This is a genomic window from Cryocola sp. 340MFSha3.1 (genome assembly GCF_000383315.1).
GTDB lineage: Bacteria > Actinomycetota > Actinomycetes > Actinomycetales > Microbacteriaceae > Leifsonia.
This window is the reverse complement of record NZ_KB911087.1, coordinates 865,471-890,165: the sequence shown is the minus strand read 5'-3', so window position 1 is coordinate 890,165 and position 24,695 is coordinate 865,471. Positions and strand designations below refer to the sequence as shown.

Annotated in this window: 26 protein-coding genes; 11 read left to right on the top strand and 15 right to left on the bottom strand. The window is 70.0% G+C overall.

Annotation, left to right across the window (positions count from 1 at the left end; translation table 11 throughout):
* The first annotated feature begins 10 nt into the window (after positions 1-10).
* On the top strand, positions 11-661 hold the full coding sequence (locus H284_RS0104280; protein ID WP_231371064.1) for a DUF3558 domain-containing protein: 651 nt from the start codon (positions 11-13) through the stop codon (positions 659-661).
* 38 nt (positions 662-699) lie between these two features.
* Positions 700-1,302 carry a hypothetical protein gene (locus tag H284_RS0104275; RefSeq protein ID WP_231371167.1) on the top strand — a complete coding sequence of 201 codons (603 nt, stop codon included), beginning with the start codon at positions 700-702 and terminating at the stop codon, positions 1,300-1,302.
* Positions 1,303-1,335: 33 nt separating this feature from the next.
* Here the strand turns inward: H284_RS0104275 and H284_RS0104270 are convergent, their stop codons facing one another.
* From H284_RS0104270 to H284_RS0104245, 6 genes are all read right to left on the bottom strand, one after another.
* Positions 1,336-2,580 carry an AI-2E family transporter gene (locus H284_RS0104270; RefSeq protein ID WP_020075281.1) on the bottom strand — a complete coding sequence of 415 codons (1,245 nt, stop codon included), beginning with the start codon at positions 2,578-2,580 and terminating at the stop codon, positions 1,336-1,338.
* A 157-nt stretch (positions 2,581-2,737) separates the two neighbouring features.
* The gene (locus tag H284_RS0104265) at positions 2,738-3,229 is read right to left on the bottom strand and encodes an SHOCT domain-containing protein (protein WP_020075280.1); all 492 of its coding nucleotides are present in this window, start codon (positions 3,227-3,229) and stop codon (positions 2,738-2,740) included.
* Positions 3,230-3,345: 116 nt separating this feature from the next.
* The gene (locus H284_RS0104260) at positions 3,346-4,218 is read right to left on the bottom strand and encodes an NAD(P)H-hydrate dehydratase (RefSeq protein ID WP_020075279.1); all 873 of its coding nucleotides are present in this window, start codon (positions 4,216-4,218) and stop codon (positions 3,346-3,348) included.
* Positions 4,211-4,918, bottom strand: a complete 708-nt coding sequence (locus tag H284_RS0104255; RefSeq protein WP_018190271.1) for a histidine phosphatase family protein — start codon at positions 4,916-4,918, stop codon at positions 4,211-4,213. Before H284_RS0104255 ends, H284_RS0104260 begins: the two co-directional genes overlap by 8 nt.
* The gene (locus H284_RS0104250) at positions 4,915-5,865 is read right to left on the bottom strand and encodes a hypothetical protein (RefSeq protein ID WP_020075278.1); all 951 of its coding nucleotides are present in this window, start codon (positions 5,863-5,865) and stop codon (positions 4,915-4,917) included. Before H284_RS0104250 ends, H284_RS0104255 begins: the two co-directional genes overlap by 4 nt.
* Before the next feature lie 9 nt (positions 5,866-5,874).
* Entirely contained in the window at positions 5,875-6,732 is an 858-nt protein-coding gene (locus H284_RS0104245) for a helix-turn-helix transcriptional regulator (RefSeq protein WP_020075277.1), read from the bottom strand.
* Between the two features lie 101 nt (positions 6,733-6,833).
* On the opposite strand from H284_RS0104245, the gene H284_RS0104240 reads away from it, so the two are divergent.
* Positions 6,834-7,610: an SDR family oxidoreductase gene (locus tag H284_RS0104240; protein WP_020075276.1), complete on the top strand. Its 777-nt coding sequence runs from the start codon at positions 6,834-6,836 to the stop codon at positions 7,608-7,610.
* A gap of 36 nt (positions 7,611-7,646) precedes the next feature.
* Here the strand turns inward: H284_RS0104240 and H284_RS0104235 are convergent, their stop codons facing one another.
* The 3 genes from H284_RS0104235 to H284_RS0104225 are packed head-to-tail and all read right to left on the bottom strand — an operon-like array spanning position 7,647 to position 9,979.
* A complete protein-coding gene (locus H284_RS0104235; protein WP_020075275.1) occupies positions 7,647-8,732 on the bottom strand; it encodes a DNA glycosylase AlkZ-like family protein in 1,086 nt (361 codons plus the stop codon).
* 22 nt (positions 8,733-8,754) lie between these two features.
* A complete protein-coding gene (locus H284_RS0104230) occupies positions 8,755-9,465 on the bottom strand; it encodes an alpha/beta fold hydrolase (RefSeq protein ID WP_020075274.1) in 711 nt (236 codons plus the stop codon).
* Between the two features lie 49 nt (positions 9,466-9,514).
* Positions 9,515-9,979 (bottom strand): DUF2000 domain-containing protein, encoded by a 465-nt coding sequence (locus tag H284_RS0104225; protein ID WP_020075273.1) that lies wholly within the window; start codon positions 9,977-9,979, stop codon positions 9,515-9,517.
* Between the two features lie 103 nt (positions 9,980-10,082).
* On the opposite strand from H284_RS0104225, the gene H284_RS0104220 reads away from it, so the two are divergent.
* The 4 genes from H284_RS0104220 to H284_RS0104205 all read left to right on the top strand — a co-directional run bounded on the left by H284_RS0104220 (position 10,083) and on the right by H284_RS0104205 (position 16,813).
* Positions 10,083-10,538 (top strand): Lrp/AsnC family transcriptional regulator, encoded by a 456-nt coding sequence (locus H284_RS0104220; protein ID WP_020075272.1) that lies wholly within the window; start codon positions 10,083-10,085, stop codon positions 10,536-10,538.
* A 56-nt stretch (positions 10,539-10,594) separates the two neighbouring features.
* A complete protein-coding gene (locus H284_RS0104215) occupies positions 10,595-11,413 on the top strand; it encodes an aldo/keto reductase (protein ID WP_020075271.1) in 819 nt (272 codons plus the stop codon).
* Positions 11,414-11,524: 111 nt separating this feature from the next.
* On the top strand, positions 11,525-14,071 hold the full coding sequence (locus tag H284_RS0104210) for an ATP-dependent Clp protease ATP-binding subunit (protein ID WP_020075270.1): 2,547 nt from the start codon (positions 11,525-11,527) through the stop codon (positions 14,069-14,071).
* A gap of 264 nt (positions 14,072-14,335) precedes the next feature.
* Positions 14,336-16,813 carry a transglycosylase domain-containing protein gene (locus H284_RS0104205; protein ID WP_020075269.1) on the top strand — a complete coding sequence of 826 codons (2,478 nt, stop codon included), beginning with the start codon at positions 14,336-14,338 and terminating at the stop codon, positions 16,811-16,813.
* Between the two features lie 33 nt (positions 16,814-16,846).
* Here H284_RS0104205 and H284_RS0104200 read toward each other — a convergent pair whose 3' ends face one another.
* Both H284_RS0104200 and H284_RS0104195 read right to left on the bottom strand, forming a co-directional pair.
* The gene (locus H284_RS0104200) at positions 16,847-17,770 is read right to left on the bottom strand and encodes a hypothetical protein (RefSeq protein WP_020075268.1); all 924 of its coding nucleotides are present in this window, start codon (positions 17,768-17,770) and stop codon (positions 16,847-16,849) included.
* Complete coding sequence (locus tag H284_RS0104195; protein WP_018190284.1) at positions 17,767-18,375, bottom strand: HD domain-containing protein; 609 nt, start codon at positions 18,373-18,375, stop codon at positions 17,767-17,769. The genes H284_RS0104200 and H284_RS0104195 overlap by 4 nt, the downstream gene beginning before the upstream one ends.
* Positions 18,376-18,533: 158 nt before the next feature.
* Here H284_RS0104195 and H284_RS0104190 point away from each other — a divergent pair, with 158 nt between their 5' ends.
* Entirely contained in the window at positions 18,534-19,325 is a 792-nt protein-coding gene (locus H284_RS0104190) for a G protein-coupled receptor family protein (protein ID WP_039731200.1), read from the top strand.
* Between the two features lie 276 nt (positions 19,326-19,601).
* On the opposite strand, the gene H284_RS0104185 is transcribed toward H284_RS0104190, so the two are convergent.
* Together H284_RS0104185 and H284_RS0104180 are read right to left on the bottom strand one after the other, a co-directional pair.
* The gene (locus H284_RS0104185) at positions 19,602-20,633 is read right to left on the bottom strand and encodes a zinc-dependent alcohol dehydrogenase family protein (protein ID WP_020075266.1); all 1,032 of its coding nucleotides are present in this window, start codon (positions 20,631-20,633) and stop codon (positions 19,602-19,604) included.
* Positions 20,630-21,028 (bottom strand): (deoxy)nucleoside triphosphate pyrophosphohydrolase, encoded by a 399-nt coding sequence (locus H284_RS0104180; protein WP_231371063.1) that lies wholly within the window; start codon positions 21,026-21,028, stop codon positions 20,630-20,632. Before H284_RS0104180 ends, H284_RS0104185 begins: the two co-directional genes overlap by 4 nt.
* A gap of 53 nt (positions 21,029-21,081) precedes the next feature.
* On the opposite strand from H284_RS0104180, the gene H284_RS0104175 reads away from it, so the two are divergent.
* Complete coding sequence (locus H284_RS0104175) at positions 21,082-21,774, top strand: DUF1345 domain-containing protein (RefSeq protein ID WP_020075264.1); 693 nt, start codon at positions 21,082-21,084, stop codon at positions 21,772-21,774.
* A gap of 2 nt (positions 21,775-21,776) precedes the next feature.
* Here the strand turns inward: H284_RS0104175 and H284_RS0104170 are convergent, their stop codons facing one another.
* Positions 21,777-22,076: a DUF1905 domain-containing protein gene (locus tag H284_RS0104170; RefSeq protein ID WP_018190290.1), complete on the bottom strand. Its 300-nt coding sequence runs from the start codon at positions 22,074-22,076 to the stop codon at positions 21,777-21,779.
* A gap of 65 nt (positions 22,077-22,141) precedes the next feature.
* On the opposite strand from H284_RS0104170, the gene H284_RS0104165 reads away from it, so the two are divergent.
* Positions 22,142-22,528 carry a DUF7144 family membrane protein gene (locus tag H284_RS0104165; protein WP_018190291.1) on the top strand — a complete coding sequence of 129 codons (387 nt, stop codon included), beginning with the start codon at positions 22,142-22,144 and terminating at the stop codon, positions 22,526-22,528.
* Positions 22,529-22,594: 66 nt separating this feature from the next.
* A complete protein-coding gene (locus H284_RS0104160) occupies positions 22,595-23,221 on the top strand; it encodes a hypothetical protein (RefSeq protein ID WP_018190292.1) in 627 nt (208 codons plus the stop codon).
* Here the strand turns inward: H284_RS0104160 and H284_RS0104155 are convergent.
* Positions 23,215-24,672 (bottom strand): lipase maturation factor family protein, encoded by a 1,458-nt coding sequence (locus H284_RS0104155; RefSeq protein ID WP_196802820.1) that lies wholly within the window; start codon positions 24,670-24,672, stop codon positions 23,215-23,217. The two genes, H284_RS0104160 and H284_RS0104155, sit on opposite strands and share 7 nt — an antisense overlap.
* Positions 24,673-24,695: the final 23 nt, after the last annotated feature.

Genomic DNA, 24,695 nt, shown 5'->3' with positions numbered 1-24,695 from the left:
CTATATAGGTGTGTCACACCTGCGCGTCGTCGAACGAAAACTGATCGTTGCCGTCCTGCTGTCGGCTGTGGGTGCCGCACTGACCGGGTGCACCGCGTCGAGAATCGATTCGCCGTCGAGTCCGTCGGCAACGGTCGCCCCGAGCCCGACGTCGACGGCCGGTGCGATCCCGGAGTTCACCGGGCCGTATGCGGCAGAGCTTGCGGAGAGGTACGCGAAGTCCCGCTCGGATTTCGAGCGTGAGGCGTTGGCGGATGGCACGATCACCGATGCCGAGCAGGCGGAGATGATCGAGCGTCTGCGAACGTGCCTGGCCGCCAGCGGGTTCGAGCTGCAGAAGTACACGAAGACAGGTGCACACGAGATCAAGGACCTGGATGAAAGCCGACACCCCGACGACGGCAATGAAGCGGTGGAGTCATGTCAGTGGTCTTCGGGGGCGAATACGGTCGGACTGATTTACGGACAGATGGTGGTCAATCCGCAGAACATCGACCTCGTACCGAAGGTCGTTGCCTGTCTGAAGAAGCATCACCTGGTCGGACCTGGTTTCAGCAAGAGCGACTACCAACGCGGGCTTCCACGTTTCCCGGATGAGAAGCGAACTGCTCAGGTGCAGCGATGCAACGAGGATCCCCTGAACCTCGCCAAGGGCGAATAGCCCGGAGAGCCAAAGAGAGAATGAAAAAGGTAGCGTTGGTGCTGTTGCTCGTTGGCGTCACTGTGACCGGGTGCACCACGTCGGGTGTCACGTCCGGTTCGAAGCCGTCAGCACCTTCTCCTCCGAGTCAGATCACGACGGTACCGGGCGGTCCGACCTTCACCGGACCATATGCGGCCGTGCTCGCGGACATGTATGCCAAATCGCGCACGACGGCCGAGCGTGAGGCGTTGGCTGACGGGACGATCACTGACGCGGAGCAAGCCGAAATGGTTGAACGCCTTCGGAAGTGTGTGAGTGGCTTCGGACACGTGCTGGTCTCGTACGGGAAAGCCGGCGGCTCGACCTTCGATCTGAACCCGGCCCAAGAAACAGACGCCGCGAATAACGAGGTGTCGGAGTGTGAGAAGTCCTCCGGGGAGAACACGGTCGGTCTGGTCTACTCACTTGTGCTCAGAAATCCGGAGAACATCGATCTCATTCCGAAAATCATCGCTTGTCTGAAGGAGCATCACCTCGTTGGTCCGCACTACAGCAGAAGCGACTATGAGCGAGGGCTTCCCGACTTCCCCGACGAGAATAGAAACATCCGAGTGCTGCGTTGCAACGACGACCCCCTGAATCGCATCGCGGACGAATAACAGGAGGATCGTTAGCGGCGCGGACGCTCCCCACTACTTCTGCGCGTGCTGCTGCTTGCGCTCCGTCTTCCGCTCGACGGCTTGCTCCTTCATGAGCTCGCGCGTGTGCGTGAGGTCGCCGATGATCGGGCGCCACAGCCGCGACCTCGGGTCGGAGTCGACGAGCACGGCACGCACGAGCAGCGTCAGCGGGATCGCCAGGATGGCGCCGATCGGGCCGAGGACCACGGCCCAGAACAGCACGGAGAAGAAGGTCAGCGTCTGGCTGAGGGCGACGGCGTTGCCGACCACCTTCGGCTGGACGATCGACTGCACGACGGCGTTGATCACCCCGTAGATCACGATGATCGCCACGACCGTGCCCCACCCACCGGTCAGGAACCCGAAGACGAGCGGCGGCACGATGGCGATGAAGTAGCCGACGTTCGGGATGAAGCTGCACAGGAAGGACAGGATCGCCCACAGCAGAGCGGCCGGGACTCCGAGCAGCCACAACGCCACCCCGTTGATCACGCCCTGCACGATGCCGAGCAGCGTGGTGACCACCATGTACCGGCGCACCGAGTGCGCGAAGCCGCCGAACGCGTAGACCAGGTTCGGCCGGGTCGGCTGCAGCTGTCGGAGCAGGGTCGGCGTGTATGCGGCATCCGCCGGCATGAGGATGAGCATCGTCAGCACGATCACCAGGAACGCGACCAGCCCCAGCGCATTGCCGAGGAGGCCGCCGAAGAACGACAGGAAGGTTCCCGGATCGAAACCCGCCTTGATCTGCTGAACCTGCTGCTGCCCGACGCCGATGCTCTGGAGCCAGTTCGTGAACTCCGTCCCGAGCTGCTGGAGCTGCGGCTTGTACTGCGGGAGCATCCCGATGAACTGCGCGGTCGCGATCCACAGCACGGCGATGAACCCGGCGAGGAGGGCGAACACGGTCAGGCCGACCGCGCCCGTGGCGAGGCCCTGCGGGGTGCCGTGGCGCTCCAGCCAGACCCGCACCGGCTGGGCGCAGATGGTCAGGACGAGCGCGAGCAGGGTCGGGGCGAGGATGCCGCCGATCGCGGCCATCCCGAACGAGATCACCACACCGGCCGCCAGGCCGAGCAGGATGCGCACACCGCGCCCCATGCCACCGGCCGGCCCCAGTTCGGTGTCCGGGTCGACGGGCTCCGCCGGTGCGACGGGATGCTTGCGCCTGCGCGAGAAGGGCCAGCGTCGGCCGGTCCGGTGGTCGGGCTCCGCCGGGGCCGAGGACGGTGCCGGGATGGGGGCATCCTGGGTCATGAGCCGCTCCATTTCTGCGTCAAGAGCCGCGAAGCGGCCCGCGTGTGCGCCGGCTCATCCGCCGGGAGGGCGTGGCCGGACCGGGACGCGACGCCGCAGTCGTCTGGCGACTGCTGCGCCGCGCCCGTTCGTCACGACGAACGCCCGACCGCGGGGGTCAGACCGTCGGCGCTGCCGGCGGCGGTGTCGCCGGTCCGGCCGGTGCGGCGGGTGCCGCGGGTGCCGCTGCGGAGGCGGCCGGAGCCGACCCGCCCGTCGCACCGTGGCTGCTGAGTGCGTGCGCCTTCAGGTGCGCGAACTCATCGGGAGTGATCGCGCCGCTGTCGAGCAGCGCTTTCGCCTTGGCGATCTCGTCCGCCGGGCTCGATCCGGCGACCTGCCGGATGTAGTCGTCCGTGGCCGCTTGATACTGCCTGGCCTCCTTCTGGTTGCGCTCCGCCATGCCGGGGCCGCGGGCGATCAGGTACACCAGCGCCGTCAGGAAGGGCACGAAGATCAGGAAGATGATCCACAGCGCCTTCCACCACCCGTTCAGCTTGTGATCACGGAACAGGTCGCTGATGATCGCGAACAGTGCGAACAGATAGGCCACGAAGGCGAAGCTCCAGAAGAAGAGCCAGATGACGCTCCAGAAGTTGCTCCAGTCCATGTTCGGTTTCCCCTCTCCACTCCAGCTCGGCGAGCCTGGATGTGGGCTGAGAGTAACGCCGCACCTGTTCGCGCGGCTAGACATATTCCGCGGCTGATGCCGAACTGCCGCCGGGGTCAGGAGAGGGCGTCGAGCTCCACGGTGAGGCGGTCGACGATCTCGGAGGCCAGGTAGCCGAGCCGGCCGACACTCGCGGCGAGCGCGTCGCCCGCCGAAGCGTGCAGGTAGGTGCCCCACACGGCGGCCTGGAGAGGGTCGGCGCCGCGCGCGGCAAGCCCGGCGATCGCGCCGGCCAGCGCATCCCCGCTGCCGGAGGTGCCGAGGCCGGGGTCCCCGTTGCCGACGGTCAGCAACCGGCCGTCGGGGGAGGCGACCCGTCCGAAACAGCTTACGGTCGCGCGGTAGCGGCGGGCGAGTTCGAAAGTGTCGGCATCCAGGTCGTCGGTGTCCCGGCCGAGCAGCCGCGCCGCCTCCTCGGTGTTGGGAGTGAGGATGCGCGGGACGTTCCCGACCAGCCGCGGATGCCCGGCGAGGGCTCCGAGGGCGTAGGCGTCGAGGACGAGCACGGTGTCGTGGCCTGCGGCGTGTGCGGCGCGGGGCAGCATCCGGGCGGTCTCCGCAGCGTCGTCCAGTCCCGGCCCGATGAGGACGGCGTCTGCGGACGCCAGGTCGGCGGCCGCGGCGCGGACACCGGCACCGCGCACGCTTCCGGACGAGGTCTCGGGAAGGGGCACGACGCCGCACTCCGGCAGGGCCACGGCGACCGGGGCGGCGACGGACGCGCCGACCGCGAGCGTCAGCCTCCCGGCTCCGATCCGCAGGGCCGCACGCCCGGCGAGCAAGGCGGCGCCGGGGGAGCGCAGGGCACCGCCGACCACGAGCACCTCGCCACGGGACCGCTTGGATCCGGACGGCTGGGGCAGCGGCCAGGCGCGCAGCAGCTCGGGGGTGACGCGCTCCGGTGCGGGCGTCGTCGTGCGCTCACGCATCGGTGCGCGCCTGGCCGGGGTGCTGGGTGGCGGGGAGTCCGGCCACCGCGAGATGGGCGTCGTCGGCGAATGCCCGCAACGTCCACTCGGCGCCGTCGCCGGTCAGCTCGGTGACCGAGGCGTTCGCGACGGGATGCGTCAGCAGGTGCTCGGCGAGCTGCCCCTCGGTCATGCGCAGCAGCACGTACAGGAAAAGACTGACCACGGCGTCGTGGGCGAACACGACGACCGTGCCGGTCTCGGGAAGATCGCGCAGGAACGAGCGGATGCGCAGCGCCACATCCGTCCACGCCTCGCCACCCGGCGGGCGGTAGTAGAACTTGCCCGCCCAGCGCCGGCGCTCGGCCTCCAGCGGAAGCCGCCGCTCCACCCCGAGGGCGGTGAGGCGGTCGAGGATGCCGAGCTCGCGGTCGCGCAGGCGCTCGTCGAGCCGCAGAGGCACCTCCTCGCCGAGCGCGAACCGGGCGGTCTGGATGGCGCGACGGTAGGGCGAGCTGAACAGAACGGCGTCCGACGGGAGCGCGTCGCGGAGCCGGGCGCCGAGGGCGGCGGCCTGCAGCTCGCCGAGCGGCGAGAGCGTGATGTCGGGGTCGCGCGCCTCGACGGAGATCACTTCGGCTCCGGCCACCTCCGCGGCAGCCGCGGCCACGTTCGCCGTGCTCTCGCCGTGCCGGATCAGGAGCAGGGTGCGAGCGGTCATGTCCTGGACTGTACGCCCGCCCAGTCGAGCACGCGCAAGGCCCGCAGCGTGTTCCAGCGGCTGGGCTCGCCGATCTCCTCGAGCGGGATGGCCGGCCGGCCGGGCAGCAGCCGGTCGAGCGCCCATCGGCCGTCCGGGCCGCGGCGGGAGAGCACGGCCTCGACCGCTTCGGCGATGCGCTCGGCGATCCAGCCCTCGGCCGTGAGGCCGGAGGCGCGCAGGTGGTCGAGTCCGCGCAGCACGTCGTAGTGCCAGTAATAAGGAAAGGAGAAGCGCAGCCACTGTTCGTCGATCAGCTCGCCGGTGGACCGGCGCCGCATCATCCCGCGCACCAGCAGGTAATCCTGACCGCGCTTCAGCGGATCGTCCAGATCGGTGCGCCCGGTCGCATCGCGATAGGCGGCGAGGCCCTCCACGACGCAGATCGTGCTGTGGAACGAGCCGGGCGCATCCTTCGTCTCGGCGTAGCAGTTCCACCCGCCGTCGGTCTGCTGGCCGTCGAGCAGCTTCTCGACGAGAACGTCCGCGGGCCGGCCGAGCGCCGCCGCCGCGGTGAGCACCCGGCCGTTGATGCAGGGCTCGATCTCTCCGTCGAAGAAAGGGCTGTCATCCCACTCCTCGCCCCAGTCGACGTTGGCGGCCACGCGGTCGATGGCTTCGCGCGTCCGCTCGCCCTCCGCGCCGAACAGCCCGAGCAGCAGCACGACGCTGTCTGTGGCGTCGCGGTCCTCCGGCTTCCACACCGTGCCGCCCCACGTCCCGCGGTCGTCCTGGCGGCGCAGCAGCTCGGCGCCCCAGCCATCACGCTCGACGCGGGAGCGCTCCTCGGCCACCTCGTCCGCCGGCGCCCCGAGCAGATCCTGCAGCGTCTGCCAGCGGATGGCGGGGTCGCCCTCCAGCAGCCAGCGGATGACCGCGTCGTCCCGGCTCCATCGCGCTTCGCCCACGCGGCCAGGCTACTCCCGCGGTGTCGCGGCGGCGAACGACTGGGTGCCCAGCACACTGAGCAGCGCCAGCTTCTCGGCGGCCTCGGTGCGCGGAGCGGCCGTCAGCACCAGCAGGCACTGCGACTGGTCCTCGGTGAACAACGCCTGGCAGTCGAGCTCGATCGCGCCGAGCTCGGGATGGAGAAGGGTCTTGTGGTCCTCGAAGCGACGGGCGACCTCGTGACGCTCCCACAGCTCCGCGAACTCCGGGCTCTCCGCCAGCAGAGCCCGGACCAGCTCGCCGGCGCGCGAGCGCGGACCGAGCGCGCCGTACGCATCGCGCAGCGAGGCGACCTGAGCACGGCTCTGTCGGGCGCGGTCCTCCTCCGGGTACTGCGCTCGCGCGTTCTCCGGATCGGTGAACCAGCGGTAGTACTCGCTGCGGGCGAGACCCGTGTAACCGGAGCGGTCGCCGAGCAGCGCGACCGCCATGCGGTTCTGGACGAGCGTCTCGCCGAGATTGGAGAGCACCAGCGCCGGGGTGTCCTCGAGCCGGTCGAGCACACGCTGCAGCGCGGGGGAGACGTGGCCGCCGCCCGAGAACCGGTCGGGGGTGTTGTGACCCGCGACCCGATACAGGTAGTCGCGCTCGTCGTCGGTGAGGCGGAGCGCCCGGGCGAGCGACGACAGCATCTGCTCGCTGGGCTGCGGGCCTCGGCGCTGCTCCAGCCGCGTGTAGTAGTCGGTGGACATCGCGGCGAGCATGGCGACCTCCTCGCGCCGGAGCCCGGGCGCGCGACGGCGGAGTCCGTTCGGGAGTCCGACGTCCTCCGGGCGCAGCATCTCGCGGTGGCGGCGCAGGAAGTCGGCGAGTGCGGCACGGTCCATCCCTCCATGATGACGCCGACCGCTGCCGCGATCCAGGGATCGGCGATCCCTGGATGACCGCTCCACTTCCTCGCCTGGCGCGGCGCTCGCACAGTGGAGGCATGAACATCACAGGGAACACCGTCTTCATCCCCGGCGCCACCAGCGGCATCGGGCTCGCCCTCGCCGTGGCTCTGCACGAGCGCGGCAACTCCGTCATCGTCGGCGGCCGACGCACCGAGCTGCTCGAGCGGATCGCCGCGGAGCACCCCGGCATCGACACCGTCCGGATCGACACCGCGGACGCCGAGAGCATCCGCACCGCGTCCGCCGAGGTGCTGGCCTCTCATCCCGACCTCAACGTGCTGATCGCGATGGCCGGAATCATGCGCGTCGAGGACTGGCACACGCCCGCCGGATTCCTCGACTCCGCCGAGTCGGTCGTGACCACCAACGTCCTCGGGCCGATCCGGTTGATCGCTTCCTTCGTCGAGCACCTGCAGACCCGCCCGGATGCGACCATCGTCACCGTGTCGTCCGGTCTGGCGTTCACGCCGCTCGCGGCGACGCCCAGCTACAACGCCAGCAAGGCGGCCATCCACATGCTCAGCGAGAGCATCCGGCTGCAGCTGGCCGACACGTCCGTGCGGATCGTGGAGCTGGAGCCTCCCGCGGTGCGCACGGGCCTCCTGCCCGGTCAGGAGGCGAGTGAGTTCGCCATGCCGCTCGACGAGTTCGTTGGCGAGGTCATGACGCTCATCGAGACGCAGCCCGACGCGAAGGAGCTCCAGGTGGAGCGCGTGAAGTTCCTGCGCTACGGCGAAGCGCGCGGCGACTACGACCGTGTGGTCGAGGTGCTCAACGCATCCGACCCGCACGGCAAGGACGCGGCGGCCTGACCGGGCGCTGCAGGTCGGTCCGGCGCCGCCGGGCGGTCAGTCTCGGGTGACCGTCAGCCCCAGCCACGCGGTCAGGTCGTCGATCGCGGCATCGACGGCGTCGCGTGTGCTGGGGCCGAACGGCTCGTCCTCGTGCACCGCGGCGACGCGCAGCACACCGGCCTTCCGGTCCGCCGCGGCGTCGAGCTTGCCGACCAGGCGGTCCTCGTGCAGGATCGGCAGCGCGAAGTAGCCCCAGCGGCGCTTCGCGGCCGGTTTGTACATCTCCAGCAGGTACTCGAACCCGAACAGCTCCTGCGACCGCACCCGGTCGTGGATGAGCCGATCGAAGGGCGACAGCAGCGCCGTGCGGCCGGCGAACGGGTGCCCGACAGCGGCCGGATCGACCCGCCACTCGCGGTCGCTGCCCTCGACGCGCACGGGGACGCCCGCGTCTCCGACGAGCTGCGGACGGGCGATGCCGAGGGCGCGCAGGCGGCGCTCATCGCGCAGCCGGGTCGCCTCCGGTTCCGGGACGACCTCGATGCCGGTCGGGTACACCCGTTCGGCGAGGTCCCACGTGCGCTGGCGGCCGATCCGCCCGGCGACGGCGACCTCGCCCAGACCCTGCAGCAGTTCCAGCATGTGGGTGACGTTCTTCTCGTGCGTCCATCCACTCGACTGCCAGGGCGTTTCGGCGGTGTCCGGGATGTCCTTCGAGAGCAGGGGACCCGCGTCGCGCAGCCGGTCGAGCACGTCGCGCCGGAACCTCGGGTTCGCTTCGAGCCACGCCCGCCACCCGCGGTGGATGGGACCGGCCGACATCCGGTCCAGGTTCAGCCCGAGATCGGTCACCGGGCGGACCATGGCGAACGGAGGCTGCACAGGGTCGTCCTGCGACTTCAGCTCATACAGGGTGCGGTCGTGCTCGACCGCCTCGGCGAGCTGCTCAGGACGGTATGACGCCCCGAGTCGTGTGAAGGAGATCAGGTCCGCACTCGGGGCGATGGCGGCGGTCGGGTCGAGCTGCAGGAAGGTCAGGTGCTCGACCAAAGGGACGAGGCCGAGCGGCCGTTCGGCGTCGAGCCGTTGCGCGCGCACCGCGATGCGGCGCGCCTCGTCGCGATCCAGCATCTCCGTCATGGCTACGGCGATCTCGCAGCGCTCAGCGGTCCGCGAGCTCTGCCAGGAGCGCGCCCAGCTCTGACGGCCGGGTGAACATCGGCCAGTGCCCGGTCGGCAGCTCCAGCACGTCCCAGCGCTCCAGGCGCCCGACCTCGGCCACGGCCGGCTCGCCGCCGTCGAGCCACGAGCGCAGGTCGGCGGGCGTGAACTCGCACGCGACGATGGTGGCCGGCACCGCGCGTCGGCGGGAGTCGTCGGCGAGCTCGATCGGACCGGCGACGACATCGGCCGGTTCCGGCACGGCGATCCGGCGGAACTCGTCCCGCTGCTCGTCGGTCAGGTCGATGAGGTCGGCGTCCTCGAAGTCCTCCCAGTCGGGAAGCTCGACCTGGCCGTCGGCCGCCGGCAGGTCGGGTGCGACGGACCCGCCGGGCCCGAGCGGCCAGGAGTCGACGTACACCGTGCGCGCGATGCGATCGGGACGCTCGCCGGTGGCCGCATAGGCCAGGGGGCCGCCGCCGGAATGACCGACGAGCACCACATCCCGCTCGTCGCCGCCCAGCTCGTCGATGGCGCGCACGATCGCATCCACATGGTCGCGCACACGGATGCGGCTGCGGTCGGTGTCGCGCGACTCGAGGCCGGGAAGCGTGAGCGGATGCGCCGTGTGGCCCGCACTCTCGATGGCCGGGATCACCTCCCGCCATGCGTCGGCGCCGAGCCAGAAACCGGGGACGAGAACCATCTGCATGGGGGCGACGCTACCGCGGGGCACCGACATCTGGGCAGGGGCCGCGCACTCAGAGCAGGGCGAGCCGCCCCACGATCTTGTCGACGCGGTTTCGGGGACCCACCACGCTCACCGCGTAATAGGGGAGCGCGTCGGATGCTGTCCCCGCGACCGTCTCGAGGTACTCGTCGTAGACCCGCGTCAGCTGGGCGGCGGCGGGCATGTCCGCGACGAAGACGCCCTCCGATGCGTCTGCCTTCGCCCGGATCGCCGCCAGCTGCTCACCGCTCGCGCGAAGCACCGAGCATCCCGCCCACGGGAGCCCGGGATGCGTGCTGCCGTCCGCATCCACCGCGTCCGGTCCGAGCAGCCCGGTGACGCCCGCAGCCGTCGCCGCTGCGGTACAGATCGCCGCGTTGGCCGCGATGCCCGTCGGAAGGGACTCGTCGACGACGACGACCCACTTCAAGCGCGCCGCACGCGTGGGCGCCGCCGTGTCCACTTCGTCGGGCAGGAAGCCGACCTGATCCGCCATTCGTCGTCCTCTCGTTCGGTGGGATGGGGACGAAGCTACAGAATCCGAGGAGACAGCGCTTGAACTCCGAACTTCGTTCGGCGCGTGCTCTATCCTGGGCGTCATGGACGAACTTGATCGGGCGATCCTGCGCGAACTGCAGTCGGATGCACGGAAGAGCAATCGCGACGTCGCCGCGGCCGTCGGCGTCTCGCCGAGCACCGCGTTGGAACGGACGCGGGCGCTCCGGCGCAGGGGAATCATCCGCGGGGCGGTGCTCGATGTCGACCTTGCATCCATCGGCCGGCCCGTGCAGGCGCTCATCGCCGTGCGCATCCGTCCGCCGTCCCGGCCCGTCATCGAGGGGTTCCGTGACTGGGTGGCCTCACTTCCCGAGACCCTCGGCGTCTTCGTCACGAGCGGCAACGAGGACTTCATCGTCCACGTCGCCGTCGCCGACAACGAGAGCCTGTACGCGTTCGTGATCGACCGGCTGACGCAGCGCCGGGAGATCGCCGACGTGCGCACCAGCGTCGTCTACGAGCACCTCCGCAACGGGAGCCCGGAGCCGGTGGACTGAATCCGCGCGCGGGCTACGATGTGCGGCACCGCATCCTTCCGAGAGAGGAACAACGCATGCCCGCACTCACCGACACCTTCACCCTGTCGAACGGCGTCACCATCCCGAAGATCGGGTTCGGCACCTGGCAGATCCCTGACGGCTCCGAGACGTACGACTCGGTCCGCACCGCTCTCGACGCGGGCTACCGGCACATCGACACCGCGCGCGCCTACGGCAACGAGGCCAGCGTCGGCCGCGCGGTCCGCGACAGCGGCATCCCCCGCGAGGAACTCTTCATCACCACCAAGTGCCCCGCCGAGGTCAAGGATGCGGAGGGTGCCCGGCACGCCTTCGACCGGTCCACCGCGCTGCTCGACCTCGGCCCGGTCGACCTCTATCTCATCCACGCGCCGTGGCCGTGGAACGCGATCGGCAGCGACAACCGGGCCGGGAACATCGAGGTGTGGAAGGTCTTCGAGGAGCTCTACGAGCAGGGCCGGACCCGCTCGATCGGCGTCAGCAACTTCGAAGTCGCCGACCTCGAGTCGCTGATCGACGCCACCGAGGTGGTGCCGCACGCGAACCAGATCCGCTGGTTCGTCGGGAACACCCAGCCCGAGACGACGGCGTACAGCAAGGAGCACGACATCCTCGTCGAGGGCTACTCGCCGCTCGCGACCGGGCGCCTGCTCGACAACCGCGACATCAAGGAGATCGCCGACAAGTACGGCAAGTCGGTGGCCCAGGTGAGCATCCGCTACCTGCTGCAGAAGGACATCCTGCCGCTGCCGAAGTCGACGACGCCCGAGCGCATCCGCGAGAACGCCGATGTCGACTTCGAGCTGTCGGCGGAGGATGTGGCCGCGCTCGACGCCCTCGATTCGGGTGAGTGACGCGTCGGGGAGGCTTCGGGGCATGACGGAAACGGGCACGCGGGAATAAGGCCGTCCCTCCTGCGTTGGACTTGAGTGCACAAGGCTCAACTTTCAGAAACAGGAGAACACGTGCCTGAGAACTTCACTCCCGACGGTGACGGCGCCAACTCGTTCGACGAGTTCCTCGCCCGGTACCTCGCGGGTGAGCGTGCGCGTAACGCACGCTCCATCGACATCAGCCGCTTCCTCAGCCGGCGTACCCAGGAGATCCTGGCGGAGGCCGGACGGTTCGCGCTGCAGCACGGCCACAGCGAGCTCGACGCGCTGCACGTGCTGCGCGTGATGGCCGAGCAGGAGCCGGCAGCCGACGCCATGCGCCGCATCGGCGTCGACCCCTCCCGGGTGGCCGAGGCCGCCGAGTCGCGCCTGCCCGCCGCGGGCGACGTGATCCAGGCGGACGGCGCATCCATCACCGGGCCGCTCCAGCGCGCCCTCTTCCACGCGTACCAGGTGGCGCAGGCCTCCGGTTCGACCTACATCGACCCCGAGCACGTCTTCTTCGCGCTCGTGATCGGGCGGGACGCCCCGGCCGGTCGCGTGCTGCAGGCCGCCGGCGTGACGCCGGAGGCCCTCACCGAGGCGATGCGTCAGAGCACCACCGTCGGCGCCGGCCAGCCGGGCGACGCGGACGCCGCGCAGGACGACTCGCAGACCCCGATGCTCGACCAGTTCGGCACCGACCTGACCGCGCTCGCCCGGGACGGCAAGCTCGACCCGGTGATCGGACGTCTGGACGAGATCGAGCAGACCGTCGAGATCCTCTCCCGCCGCACCAAGAACAACCCGGTGCTGGTCGGTGAGGCCGGCGTCGGCAAGACCGCGATCGTCGAGGGCCTCGCCCGCGCGATCGTCTCCGGCGACGTGCCCGAGCAGCTGCAGGACAAGAAGGTCGTTTCGCTCGACCTCGCCGGCATGGTCGCAGGGACCCGGTACCGCGGCGACTTCGAAGAGCGGCTCACCAAGCTCATGGACGAGATCAGCGACGGCAAGGACGAGCTGATCGTGTTCATCGACGAGCTTCACACCGTGGTCGGCGCCGGAGGGTCCGGCGAGTCCGGCGGGATGGACGCGGGCAACATCCTGAAGCCCCGTCTGGCCCGCGGCGACCTGCACCTGGTCGGCGCGACGACGCTCAAGGAGTACCGCCGCATCGAGAAGGACCCGGCGCTGGAGCGCCGCTTCCAGCCGGTGACCGTCGGCGAGCCGTCGGTGGAGGACGCGGTCCTCATCCTCGACGGCCTCCGTGCCGCGTACGAGGAGCACCACGGCGTGACCTACACGGCCGACGCGATCCGCGCCGCCGTGGAGCTCTCCGACCGGTACATCTCCGACCGCTTCCTGCCCGACAAGGCCATCGACCTGATCGACCAGGCCGGAGCGCGTCTGCGCCTGTCGCTGGGCAAGCGCGTCGACACCTCCGCTCTGATGGAGCGCCTGGCCACGCTGGAGTCCGAGAAGAACTCCGCCGTCGCGGCCGAGCACTACGAGGAGGCGTCGCGTCTGCGTGACGAGATCGAGGCCGTGCAGCGTTCGCTGGACGAGCTCGGTTCCGCCCCGCGCGTCGAGGCCGTCGTCGGCGAGCCCGAGATCGCGGCCATCGTGTCCCGGTCGACCGGCATCCCGGTGTCGCGCATCGGTGAGGCCGACCGTGAGCGCCTTGCGCGTCTCGAGTCGGAGCTGCACCACCGTGTCATCGGTCAGGACGACGCGGTCGTCGCGGTCGCGAAGGCCGTCCGCCGCAACCGCACCGGCCTCGGTGACGAGCGCCGCCCGGTCGGCAGCTTCCTCTTCCTCGGCCCGACGGGCGTGGGGAAGACCGAGCTGGCCAAGTCGCTCGCGTCGTCGCTGTTCGGCGACGAGAAGGCGATGCTGCGCTTCGACATGAGCGAGTTCGGCGAGCGCCACACGGTCGCGCGCCTGGTCGGCGCCCCTCCCGGGTACGTCGGCTACGACGAGGCCGGTCAGCTGACCGAGCGCGTGCGCCGCAACCCGTACTCGGTGGTGCTGTTCGACGAGATCGAGAAGGCCCACCCGGACGTGTTCAACCTGCTGCTGCAGGTGCTCGACGACGGCCGCCTCACCGACGGCCAGGGCCGGACGGTCGACTTCCGCAACACGGTCGTCATCATGACCTCCAACCTGGGCTCGGAGTTCCTGGCGTCGCGGAGCGGCGCGCTCGGCTTCGTCCCGGCCGGCTCGGACGGCTTCTCCTCGGAGAAGGACATCCGCGACCGGGTCATGGGCAAGCTGCGCGAGGCCATGCGCCCCGAGTTCCTGAACCGCATCGACGAGATCGTGCTGTTCCGGAAGCTGGATGCCGAGCAGCTCCGCGACATCGTCCGCCTGCTGCTCACCGCGACGGCCTCCCGGCTGTCCGCCCGCGACATCGCCTTCGAGGCGACGGATGCGGCGGTCGCCTGGATCGCCGACGCCGGCTACGAGCCGGAGTACGGCGCCCGCCCGCTCCGCCGCGTCATCCAGCGCGAGGTCGACGACCGCATCGCCGAGCTCATGGTCAGCGGCGAGCTCTCCGAGGGCGGCCGCGTGATCGTGGACGCCGAGGCCGGTGACCTGCGGGTCGCCGCGGCTCCGGCGGCACTCCCGCTCGCGGCGTAACCCGCCCCGCACCTCCCACGAAGCGCCGGTCCTGTTCGCAGGGCCGGCGCTTCGTGCGTTAGCCGCCACGCGTCCGTGGGTCGCAACACGCCGTTATGCGCGCGCCGTAACGGCGTGTTGCGACCCACGGATCCGGAGGCGGGCGCCGTAACGGCGTGTTGCGACCCACCGGGCGGGGCGGGATGTGCGCATCCTGAACGTCTCCAAAGCGACGCACACCCAAACCCCTGGACTCATCCAGGGTCGGCTGGTTTGTTGGAAGGCGTGCCCGCATCCGATCGACCCCGCAATCCCCGCCTGGCCGCCATCGACGAGCGGCTGGAACCCGTCAAGCGCTTCGAGCTGAAGCCCGCGCGCACCCGCGGCGGGCTCATCGCGCAGTTCCTCGGCCTCGCGCTCGTCGCTGCCGTGCTCAGCTCCCTGTTCGTGCTGCCCGGTTTCCTGGGAATCGGCGTGACCGCGGCGGCCGGCGCCAGCGACTTCAACGCGCTCCCGGCGGACCTGCACATCCAGCAGTTCGCCCAGAATTCGACGGTGTACGCCAAGCAGGGCGGTCAGGATGTGCCGATCGCCACGTTCTACGCCCAGAACCGGCAGGACGTCACCTGGGACCAGATCGCCCAGACCGTCAAGGATGCGACCGTCTCGGCCGAGGACCCCCGCTTCTACACAGAGGGGGCCGTCGACATCTGGGGCACCCTGCGCGGTGCCGTCTCCACGGTCGCGGGCGGTGACGTGCAGGGCGGGTCGTCGATCACGCAGCAGTACGTGAAGAACGTCGAAGTGGAGAAGTGCGAGGCGCTCACCAGCCAGAAGAAGGTGCAGGCCTGCTACGCCGACGCCGCGGGAGTGACCCTCCAGCGCAAGGTCCAGGAGATGCGCTACGCGGTCGAGGTGGAGAAGACCTACAGCAAGAAGGACATCCTCACCGGCTACCTCAACGTCGTCGGCTTCGGCGGCCAGGTGTACGGCGTTCAGGCCGCTGCCCAGTACTACTTCAACACCACCGCCGCCAAGCTGGATCTGGCCCAGGCGGCGACGCTCGCCGCCATCCTGAACAACCCGGCCAACCTGCGCATCGACCAGCCGGACAGCAAGGACAACGGCGCCGCCAACGGCTACAAGCTCACCAAGGAGCGGCGTGACTACGTGCTCGACCGCATGTACATCACGCACACGATCACGAAACAGCAGCGCGACGCGGCGAAGGCCACGCCCATCCAGCCGGCGATCACGCCGACGACCCAGGGATGCGCGGCGGCGCAGCAGTACAACGCCGCGTTCTTCTGCGACTACGTCCGCGACGTGATCCTCAACGATCCTGCGTACGGCGCGACGGCGGACGACCGCTGGCAGACCCTCAACCGCGGTGGCCTGAAGATCTACACCACCCTCAACCTCGACCTGCAACAGGTGGCGCAGGCCTCCCTCAGCAAGTACATCCCCGCCTCCCGTCCGGGCATCGACCTGGGCGCGAGCAACGTGGCGCTGGAGCTGGGCACCGGCCGCATCGTGACCATGGTGCAGAACCGCAGCTTCAACAACACCGACACACCCATCGACGGCACGACGGCCGTGAACTACAACACGGACGAGGACTACGGCGGATCGCAGGGCTTCCAGACCGGGTCGACGTTCAAAGCCTTCGACCTCGCGGCATGGCTGGAGGCCGGTCACAGCCTCTACGAGACGGTGAACGCCTCGCAGCACGTCTTCCCGACCTCCGATTTCACCAACACCTGCGCGAACATCGACGGCCCCGACTGGCCGGTGACCAACGACGAGGGATCGGCGAGCCGGCTCTCGGTGATGGCCGCGACCGCCGAATCGGTCAACACCGCCTTCGCCGAGATGGGCACGAAGGTCGACCTGTGCTCGATCGTGAACGCGGCGAAGGGACTCGGCGTGCATCCCGCCTCGAAGAGCAACCCGTGGGTGCAGACGCCGTCGATGATCCTCGGGACGAACTACATCTCGCCGCTGACGATGGCCACCGCCTACGCGGGCATCGCCAACAACGGCGTGGTGTGCACGCCCGTGGCGATCGACCGGGTGGTGAACGCCGACGGCAGCGACCACAAGGTCAGCAAGACCACCTGCACGCAGGGCCTCAAGCCGGAGATCGCGGCGGGCGTGACCTACGCGCTGGAGGGCGTCATCAAGGGCGGAGGGACGGCGGCGAGCGCCAACCCGTACGACGACATCCCGATCATGGCCAAGACCGGCACCACCGACGACTCGCTGGAGAACTGGCTCATCACATCCACGACCAAGGTCGCGACGGCCACGTGGGTCGGGAACGTCTCGGGCTCGACGCCCCTCCGCTCGCTGTATTTCAAGGGCATCGGGGGTGGCAACGTGAAGTTCTCGATCGCCAAGCCGATCCTGAAGGCCCTGAACGCGGCGTACGGCGGCGGCGACTTCACCGAGCCGACGGACGCTGTGCTCTACGGCGAGCAGATCACGATGCCGGATGTGACGGGCAAGGCCCCGGACGTGGCGCAGAAGCTGCTCGAGGGCCTCAGTCTCGACGTGACCGTCGACTCCGCGCCCGTGCCGAGCGACCAGCCGGCCGGGACGGTCGCCTCGAGCGACCCCGCCGTCGGTGCATCGCTCGAGGACGGGGATTCGGTGACGCTCACGATCAGCAACGGGCAGGGCGGTGCCGCGACGGGCACCCCGACGCCGGGTGGCGGCAGCACGCCGACGCCCACGTCGCCGGGGAAGAAGAAGGGCGGCTGAGCCGAGACCTGAGAGGCGGCCGGGTGGATGCGTTCAGCCGGCCGGGCGTGCGGGGTCGGGCGCGGCCTCGTCGCCGCGCCACGCGGTGAGGATGCGGCCTCGCAGTGCATTCGAGCGCTCGGCGAACGCGCGCTGCCGCCGGACGTACTCGGCTTTGCCCTCCGCGGTCTCGATGGCGACCGGCTCCGCGCCCCACGGCCGCATGTCGTAGGGCGAGGCCTGCATGTCGAGAAGCCGGATGTCGCGGGCCAGCTCGAACGCATCGAGCAGCAGCTCACCGGGCACCAGCGGGCCGAGCTTCATCGCCCACTTGTAGACATCCATCCCGGCATGCAGGCATCCCGGCTGTTCCAGCTCCGGCTGCGTCTCGCGCGTCGGTGCGAACCGGTTGAGCGGCACCGCGTCCGGGGTGAAGAACCGGAACGCGTCGATGTGGGTGCAGCGCAGCTCGTGCGAGTCGACCACGGCATCCGTCGCATCCTGACCGAGACGCAACGGCACGGGATGCCGGTGCTCGTCCTGCCGGTAGACCATCGCCCACTCGTGCAGACCGAAGCAGCCGAACCGTCCCGGCCGCGCGGCCGTCGAACGGAGGATGCGCTCGACGCCCCGCAGCAGTGTCGCCTTCTCGTGCTCCAGGCCGACGCGGTCGACGACGAGTGAGCCGGGCACCGACCCGGCTGTGTACCAGCGCCAGGCGGCACGCGGATCCTGGTCCGCTCCCTCCAGCTCGACACCCGGGCCCGGATGCCAGCGGCGCAGTTGCGCAGGCGCGTACGAGTAGTAGGTGAACAGGAAGTCCCACACCGGGTGCTTCTCGCCGCGTGCCGCCCGCTCGCGGTGCGCGGCCGTCAGCGCGTCGGCGCGCTCGATGTGCGCCTGCTCGCGCGAACGCCACTCCGACTCCGCCAGCCGGGTGGGCGGCAGCGTCGGGCGCTCGGCGAGGGAGAGGGTCACCCTTCGAGGATACGTTCCAGCGGGTTGTCGCGGAGCTTCCGCTGCACCCCGCCGTCGACGAGCCGGCGGGCGGACGTGTCCGGCTTGCGCTCGGCCTGGTCGGCGACGCACGAGCCGAACTCGGCGGCCAGCTCCAGCCGCGGGTACGCGGTCACCACCTCTCGGAGGAACTCCGCGGGAAGCTCACCGTCGCGTGCCCCGGAGATGTCGAGGGCGGTCGCGATCTCGAGCAGGTGCCCCTCGACATCCATCGCCGGGTCGACCTCCGGCCAGTTGTGCCGCACGATGACCTCGTGGGCGCGCACGCGGCGGTCGGCCGGCCATCCCGCGCCCGCGGTGAGGGCGATGGCGACGTGACCGGCCGCATCCTCGTAGGCGAGCGTGTTGTTGTCGAACTCGGGCGCGATGCCGAGGTCGTGGAGCAGTGCCGACACGTAGAGCAGCTCGTGATCGGGCTCGAACCCGCGCACGGCCGCGAACGCCTCCGCCCAGAGCCACGAGCGCTGCACGTGGTTCAGCAGCGAGGGCGTGTGGTACTCGGTCGCGATCTCGAGGGCCGCGCGGGAGGCGTTGGTGTCGGGGCGGGGGAAGTCGGCGATGCGCATGTGCTCATCCTGCCGGATGGGAGGGGGATGCGGGCTGGCGGCGTCACGATCGCCCGCTTCGGCCGTCGGTACGTGTGTACAGAACTTTTCATGTATGCAGACGAGTCACGGAGAGCGGTAGAGCCATGAAACACGAAATCACGACACGGGGACCGCGCATGCGAACGTTGTCCCTTTGGTTGGCGATCGGCGTTCTCGTCGCCGCCGCCGTGCTCGGGTCGATCTTCATCATCCTCGGCGATCAGGCCGAGATCGCGGGGCGTGCCTGGCTGACGCTGCTGCTCGCCGCTGCGTTCGCCGGCGCCGTCGTGCTCGACGCCGGGATGGCCCAGGGCCCCAACCGCTGGTATCTCCCCGTTTCAACCGGCGTCAACGCCCTCCTCGTACTCGTCGGGCTTTTGAAGACGTGGGGTGGATTCTTCCAGCCGGAGGACACGGGGAGCGGCGTCGTGTGGTCCGCGCAGCTCTTCCTCTTCGTCTGGATCGTGATCCTGCTGCGCGCAGCTCTCATCGTCACGCAGACGTATGGCCGGCGGTTCGTCGCCCACGCCACCTCGCAGGCCACGAAGGTCTTCGCCGCGATGGCGCTCGTCTTCATCTGGGTCATCGCGGTGCTTTTGGCGTTGCCGCCCGCGCTTCCCGAGGTGCAGTGGCCCGATGTGTGGTGGCGAATCGCGGGTGCGGCGACACTGGTCACGGCCGTGCTGTTCCTGATCCCGGTCATCGTCTTCGCGTTCGAGCCGAAGAAGCCGACGTCGCCGTCGCCGGGGGTGTTCGTGCGCGGGCAGTACATCGGAGCGGCGAGCGCGCATCTGGCGCCCGTCGCGGCGGCTCAGGGTGGGGCCGCCCGCGGCCAGGAGTGGGCGCCGCCTGTCGGGGACGAACCGTTCGCTGGCGCCGTGGACGCCGACGGGCCGGAGGTTGAAGGCGCCACCGCGCCGTCAGCCTGACCGCGAAACGGAGGCGATTCCCTGTCTCGCGGCGTTCCAGCGCCTCCGTTTCCCGCCTGAACGGGCGGGATGAAGCCGGATCGCCTCCATTTCCGTCCTCGCCGGACCGGTTCCGGAGGCGGGGACGGCCGCGAGGACGGCGGCCGCGGGTCGTGGGAAACGGAGGGGATCCCGCGGGACACTCCGGGCGGACGGGGGAAAGGGAGGACACGGGCGGCTGCGGGCCAATCGGTTCCTCCCTTCGTGCGGGCAGGTCGTGCGGGGCCGCCGCCGGCGTCAGCCCGCGGGGTGCAGCACCGCGATGCCGGTCGGCGGCGCGGTGTCCGCCGTTTCGAGCAGGTGCGCGGCCTCGGCGAAGCCTACGGCACCGCCGACCAGCTGCTGCGGGGTCAGACGGCCCGCGGCCACCAGGTCGAGCATCTCGGGGTAGGCGGCTGCGGCCATGCCGTGGCTGCCGAGGATCTCGAGCTCCCATCCGATGACCCGATCCAGCGGGAGCTCGGGCACGGCGGCGGCCAGCAGCCCGACCTGCACATGACGGCCGAGGCGGCGCAGCGAGCGGACGGCGGTCGTCGCGGTGTCGGGGGAGCCGACCGCGTCGATCGTGGCGTGCGCTCCTCCGTTGGTCAGGTCGCGCACGCGGTCGGCGGTGTCCGCGGCGGCGACGACCGTGTGCTCCGCTCCGAGACGCGCGGCCAGGTCCAGGGCGGCGGGGGAGCGGTCCACGGCCACCACCCGCGCGCCGAGCGCCGAGGCGACCATCACCGCGCTCAGGCCGACGCCGCCCGCGCCGTAGACCGCGAGCCACTCCCCAAGCCGGATGCGCGCCCGCGCCGTCACCGCCCGGTACGCCGTGGCGAACCGGCAGCCCAGGCTCGCGGCGGCGTCGGCGGAGAGGTCGTCGGGCACGCGCACCAGGTTGGTGTCGGCGGCGCGCACGGCGACGAGCTCGGCGTGCGATCCCCAGTGGGTGAAGCCGGGCTGCGTCTGCTCCGGGCACACCTGCGCCTGCCCGGCGCGACACCATTCGCACTCGCCGCATCCGTTGACGAAGGGAGCCGTGACCCGGTCGCCCGGCCGCCAGCGCGAGACTCCGGCGCCGACCGCCTCGACGACACCCGCGAACTCGTGACCGGGGACGTGGGGGAGGGCGACCGAGTCGTCGTGGCCCGCCCATGCGTGCCAGTCGCTGCGGCAGAGACCGGACGCTTCGACCCGGATGACGGCACCACCATCGGGAACGGCCGGGTCGGCAAGCTCCGCGACCTCCACCGGCCCGCCGAAGCGCTCGTAGTACAGGGCTTTCACGTGACCTCCCGGGTCAGTTCGGCGACGGCGGCGAGGTCCGCCTCCGCCCAGTCGAGCTCGCCGAGACGCTCGACGGGCATCCAGCGCAGTTCATCGTGATCGGTGCTCGCGACCGGTGCGTCCCCGTCGAGCCGGCAGTCGAAGCAGGCGAGGTCGATCGCGCGGCCGCCTGCACGCGCGGTCACCGTGCGGTCGAGCAGCGCACCGACGTGGATGCGCACCCCGAGCTCCTCCGCGATCTCCCGCGCGAGCGCGGCCTCCGGCGACTCTCCGCTCTCGACCTTGCCGCCCGGGAACTCCCAGCGTCCGGCGGCATCCTTCCCGGGCGCCCGACGGCAGGCCAGAACGCGGTCACCGTCGCGGACGACGGCCGCGACGACGACGAGGGGCTGCACCACTCCATCCTGCCCTGCGCAGCGATGGAGGATGGCACCGCTAGCATCCAGGTATGTCGCAGAGCGCGCCCGTGCGGCGGCCGTGGGTCGTCATCGGCCTGGCCGCGAGCCTCCTGGCCCAGCTGGCGATGATCGTCGTGGGTGTCTGGCTCTATGTCGAAGAGGGTGACGACGGCACCACACTCGAGCTCCTCGCCATCTGGTGCGGCATCGGTACGGCGTACCTCATCGTCGTGCTCATCGTGCTGGGTCGCGTCGCCCGGCGCCCTGCCCCTCCCGGCGGTCGCCCGGCTCGCTGGGAGACCGGACGACTCGCCCGCATCGTCTCGATGTCAGCGACCATCTTCTCGAGCCTCATCGGTCTGGCCGCCGCGATCCAAGTGCTCGGATTACACAACGACCCCGAAGTCGGCACCGCAACCGACTTCGTCGGCGTCTGGTCGATGCTGCTCGCCTGGGGGTTCCTGCACTGGGGCTTCTCGCAGATCTACTACCAGCGCTACTTCGCCGCCGCGGAGCCGATGCTGCGGTTCCCGCACCCCGACGGCACCCCGGCGGCGGTGCCGCGGTTCGTCGACTTCGTGTACTTCGCCTTCACCCTCGGCACGACGTTCGCGGCATCCGACGTGGAGGTGCTCAGCACCCGGATGCGCTGGACCATCGTCTGGCACTCGGTGCTGAGCTACTTCTTCAACGGGCTGATCATCGTGCTCGCGCTGAACACGATCATGTCGGGGGCGCGGTAGCGCTAGAGCAGCGTCTCGACGCCGATGCGCACCCGGTCGCCGAGCTCCACGCCCTCCGCCCGCCGCACGGCGCTCTTGATCGGCACGACGTACGTGCCGTCGGCCTGCGGGAAGATCGACGTCGACCAGCGCGAGCCGCCCAGGGTCACCGACACCTTGACGGAATCGAAACCGGCGGGTGGATGCGGCTGCAGCCGGATCTCCTCCGACACCTCCTCGGGCAGCTGCGCGAAGACCCACAGCTCCCGGCGGGAGGCCCAGCGGAACAGCTCCGCCTCGAACTCATAGCGATAACCGGCCATATCCGCCAAGCTACCGGTGAAGCGCCCGGGCGAGAAGAGCACCGCGGCGGAGTGGAGGGGTCGGCATGGCGGTACGTCCCGGATCGGTCACGTTCGTGGCCGTCCTCACCTACATCAACGGCATCCTGAACGTCATCGGCGGGGTGATCCTGCTGATCACGCGCGATCAGGTGGCCGGCTCGGCGGGCGGAGGTGTCGCCGGCATCACGACGGCGGCCATCATCTCGATCCTGCTCGGCATCATCGTGATCATCGTGGCGCGCGGACTGCTGCGCGGCAGCCCCGGCGCGCGCGTCGTGGTGACGGTGGTGATGATCGTCGACATCGTGAACGGCGTCATCCTGCTCTTCTCCGGTCAGCTCGCGAGCGGGATCGTCCAGATCCTGTGGTCGCTGCTGATCATCGTGCTGCTGTTCACGCGCCGTGCGAACGGGTTCTTCACAGGCCGCTGAATCCCGGGAGCCGATCGGCCAGAATGGGAGGACGGCGTCGTACGGGCGCCGGGTTCGAGGAGTCCCATGCGCTGGCCGAAGTGGTTCCGCAGGCGTGTCGAGAAGACGACACGCACGCGTCCGTTCGACGAGCACGCCCTGCCCGAGCCGCCAGCGCCGAGCCTCGAGCAGTCCGTCGAGGAAGGCATGCTGCTCGCGGAATACGCCACCCGTATGGCGGTCAAGAACCACATCGTCGTCGACACTATCCAGTACGGCAACTCGTACGACCCGGCGATGCATGCCATGGAGGCGGCGGCGATGCTGCGCGAGCTGGCCTCCGAACAGGGCGTCGCGGCCGGGCGGATCGAGGAGGAGCTGGAGGCGGCCGAGAAGCTGAGCGGCGACGCCGAGCACCCGCACGACTACCGCCGGGTCGATGCCGACAACCTGCGGCTGCGACGGGATGCGGCCATCCAGCTGGCGGCGGCGCTGCGGGCGAAGGCCGACTCGGAGGAGGAGCTGCTCGCCCTCGTCGAGCGCGGCCGGCAGGACGCATGGGACGAGGTCGGGCGCGCCATCGAGGCGGGGCTGGACGCGTTCTCGGGCGCCGAGGCGCTGAAGGCGGACTACGAACGCGAGAGGCCGGCGCGGCTTAAGCTGCTCATCTGGCGGGATCTCGCCAAACTGGAAGAGGAGCGCACCGGCTACTGACCGCTGCGCAGGCTCACCGGCGGCACCAGGTCGCCGACCTCCGACCGCACCCACACATCGCCTGTCTCCCGCTTCTCGGCGTGCGTGCTGAAGCGGTACAGGAACATCCGGGCGCGGATCGCCCGCGGCGGCTCCCCTCCGAAGGGATCGTGCCGGAGCAGCTTCAGGGTCGGCCGGTCCGCCTCGAGCAGACGCAGCAGGAGCACCTCGAACCAGGGCGAGTCACGCGAGCCGAGCGCCAGGAACCACATCAGCCAGTCGAGCCGCAGGTGGTACGGCGCGAACTGGCGGGGGATGCGGTGCACGTCGCCGGGTTTGCCCGTGAAGGCGTACTCCAGCCAGAGCGCATCCGGGTCGCCCGGGTCGTCCGTCGTTCCCTCGACGACCACCTCGTAGCGCTCCTTGGTGACACTGCCGAACGCGCCGTAGGCGTTCACCAGGTGCCAGCGGTTGAAGCTCGCGTTCATCAGCTGGCGGTGTGAGAACAGGTTCTTCAGCGGCGGCCAGCTCAGGACCACCAGGAACACGGTCGCCGCCACCGCTACCACGGCGTACCAGAGCGGGACGTCGGCAGCGCCGATCCCGCCGACCTCCGCCCCACCGAACAGCCACGAGAACACCGGGTCGCTGATCCCGGCGAACGCGAGCACGATCGTGATCCAGTTCAGCCACGCGAAGTTGCCGGTGAGCACCAGCCACAGCTGCGTGAGGATCATGACGGCCGCGGCGACGCTCGCGACCGGCTGCGGGAAGAACAGGAACCACGGGACGATCAGCTGCGCGAAGTGGTTGCCCAGCACCTCCACCCGGTGGAACCACTTCGGCAGTAGATGCGCCGAGCGGCTGAGCGGGTTCGGCATGGGCTGCGTCTCGTGGTGGTAGTACAGCGCGGTGAGGTCGCGCCACGATCGGTCGCCGCGCATCTTGATCATGCCGGCGCCGAACTCCAGCCGGAACACCAGCCAGCGGACGAAGAAGACGATCGTGATCGGGGGAGCGGTGTCCCACGCGCCCAGGAAGGCGACGATGAACCCCGCCTCGCAGAGCAGGCTCTCCCAGCCGAAGCCGTAGAACGTCTGCCCGATGTTCACGATCGAGAGGTAGAGGAACCACACGATCAGGAAGACGGGGACGAAGACGTAGGTGGGCGCAAGCTGCACCACGCCCGCGACGATCAGCGCCGAGAGGGCCGCGCCCGTCCAGGCGACCGTGCGCAGCAGCCGGTCCGAGTAGCGCCAGCGGAACAGCGTCGGCTGCTTCCGGGCGTAGGGATGCCGCAGGAAACGTCGGGCGGGCAGCAGCCCGTTGTCGCCGAGCAGGGCGGGGAACTGGTTCACTGCCGACACGAACGCCACCAGATACAGCGCGGCGACGCCGCGCTCCAGGATCTCGCGCGCGATCGTGTAGTCGTCGCCGGCCAGCCAGGCGGTCAGCCACGCGGGGAACTCCATCGACACCACCCCAGTCGTCGAAC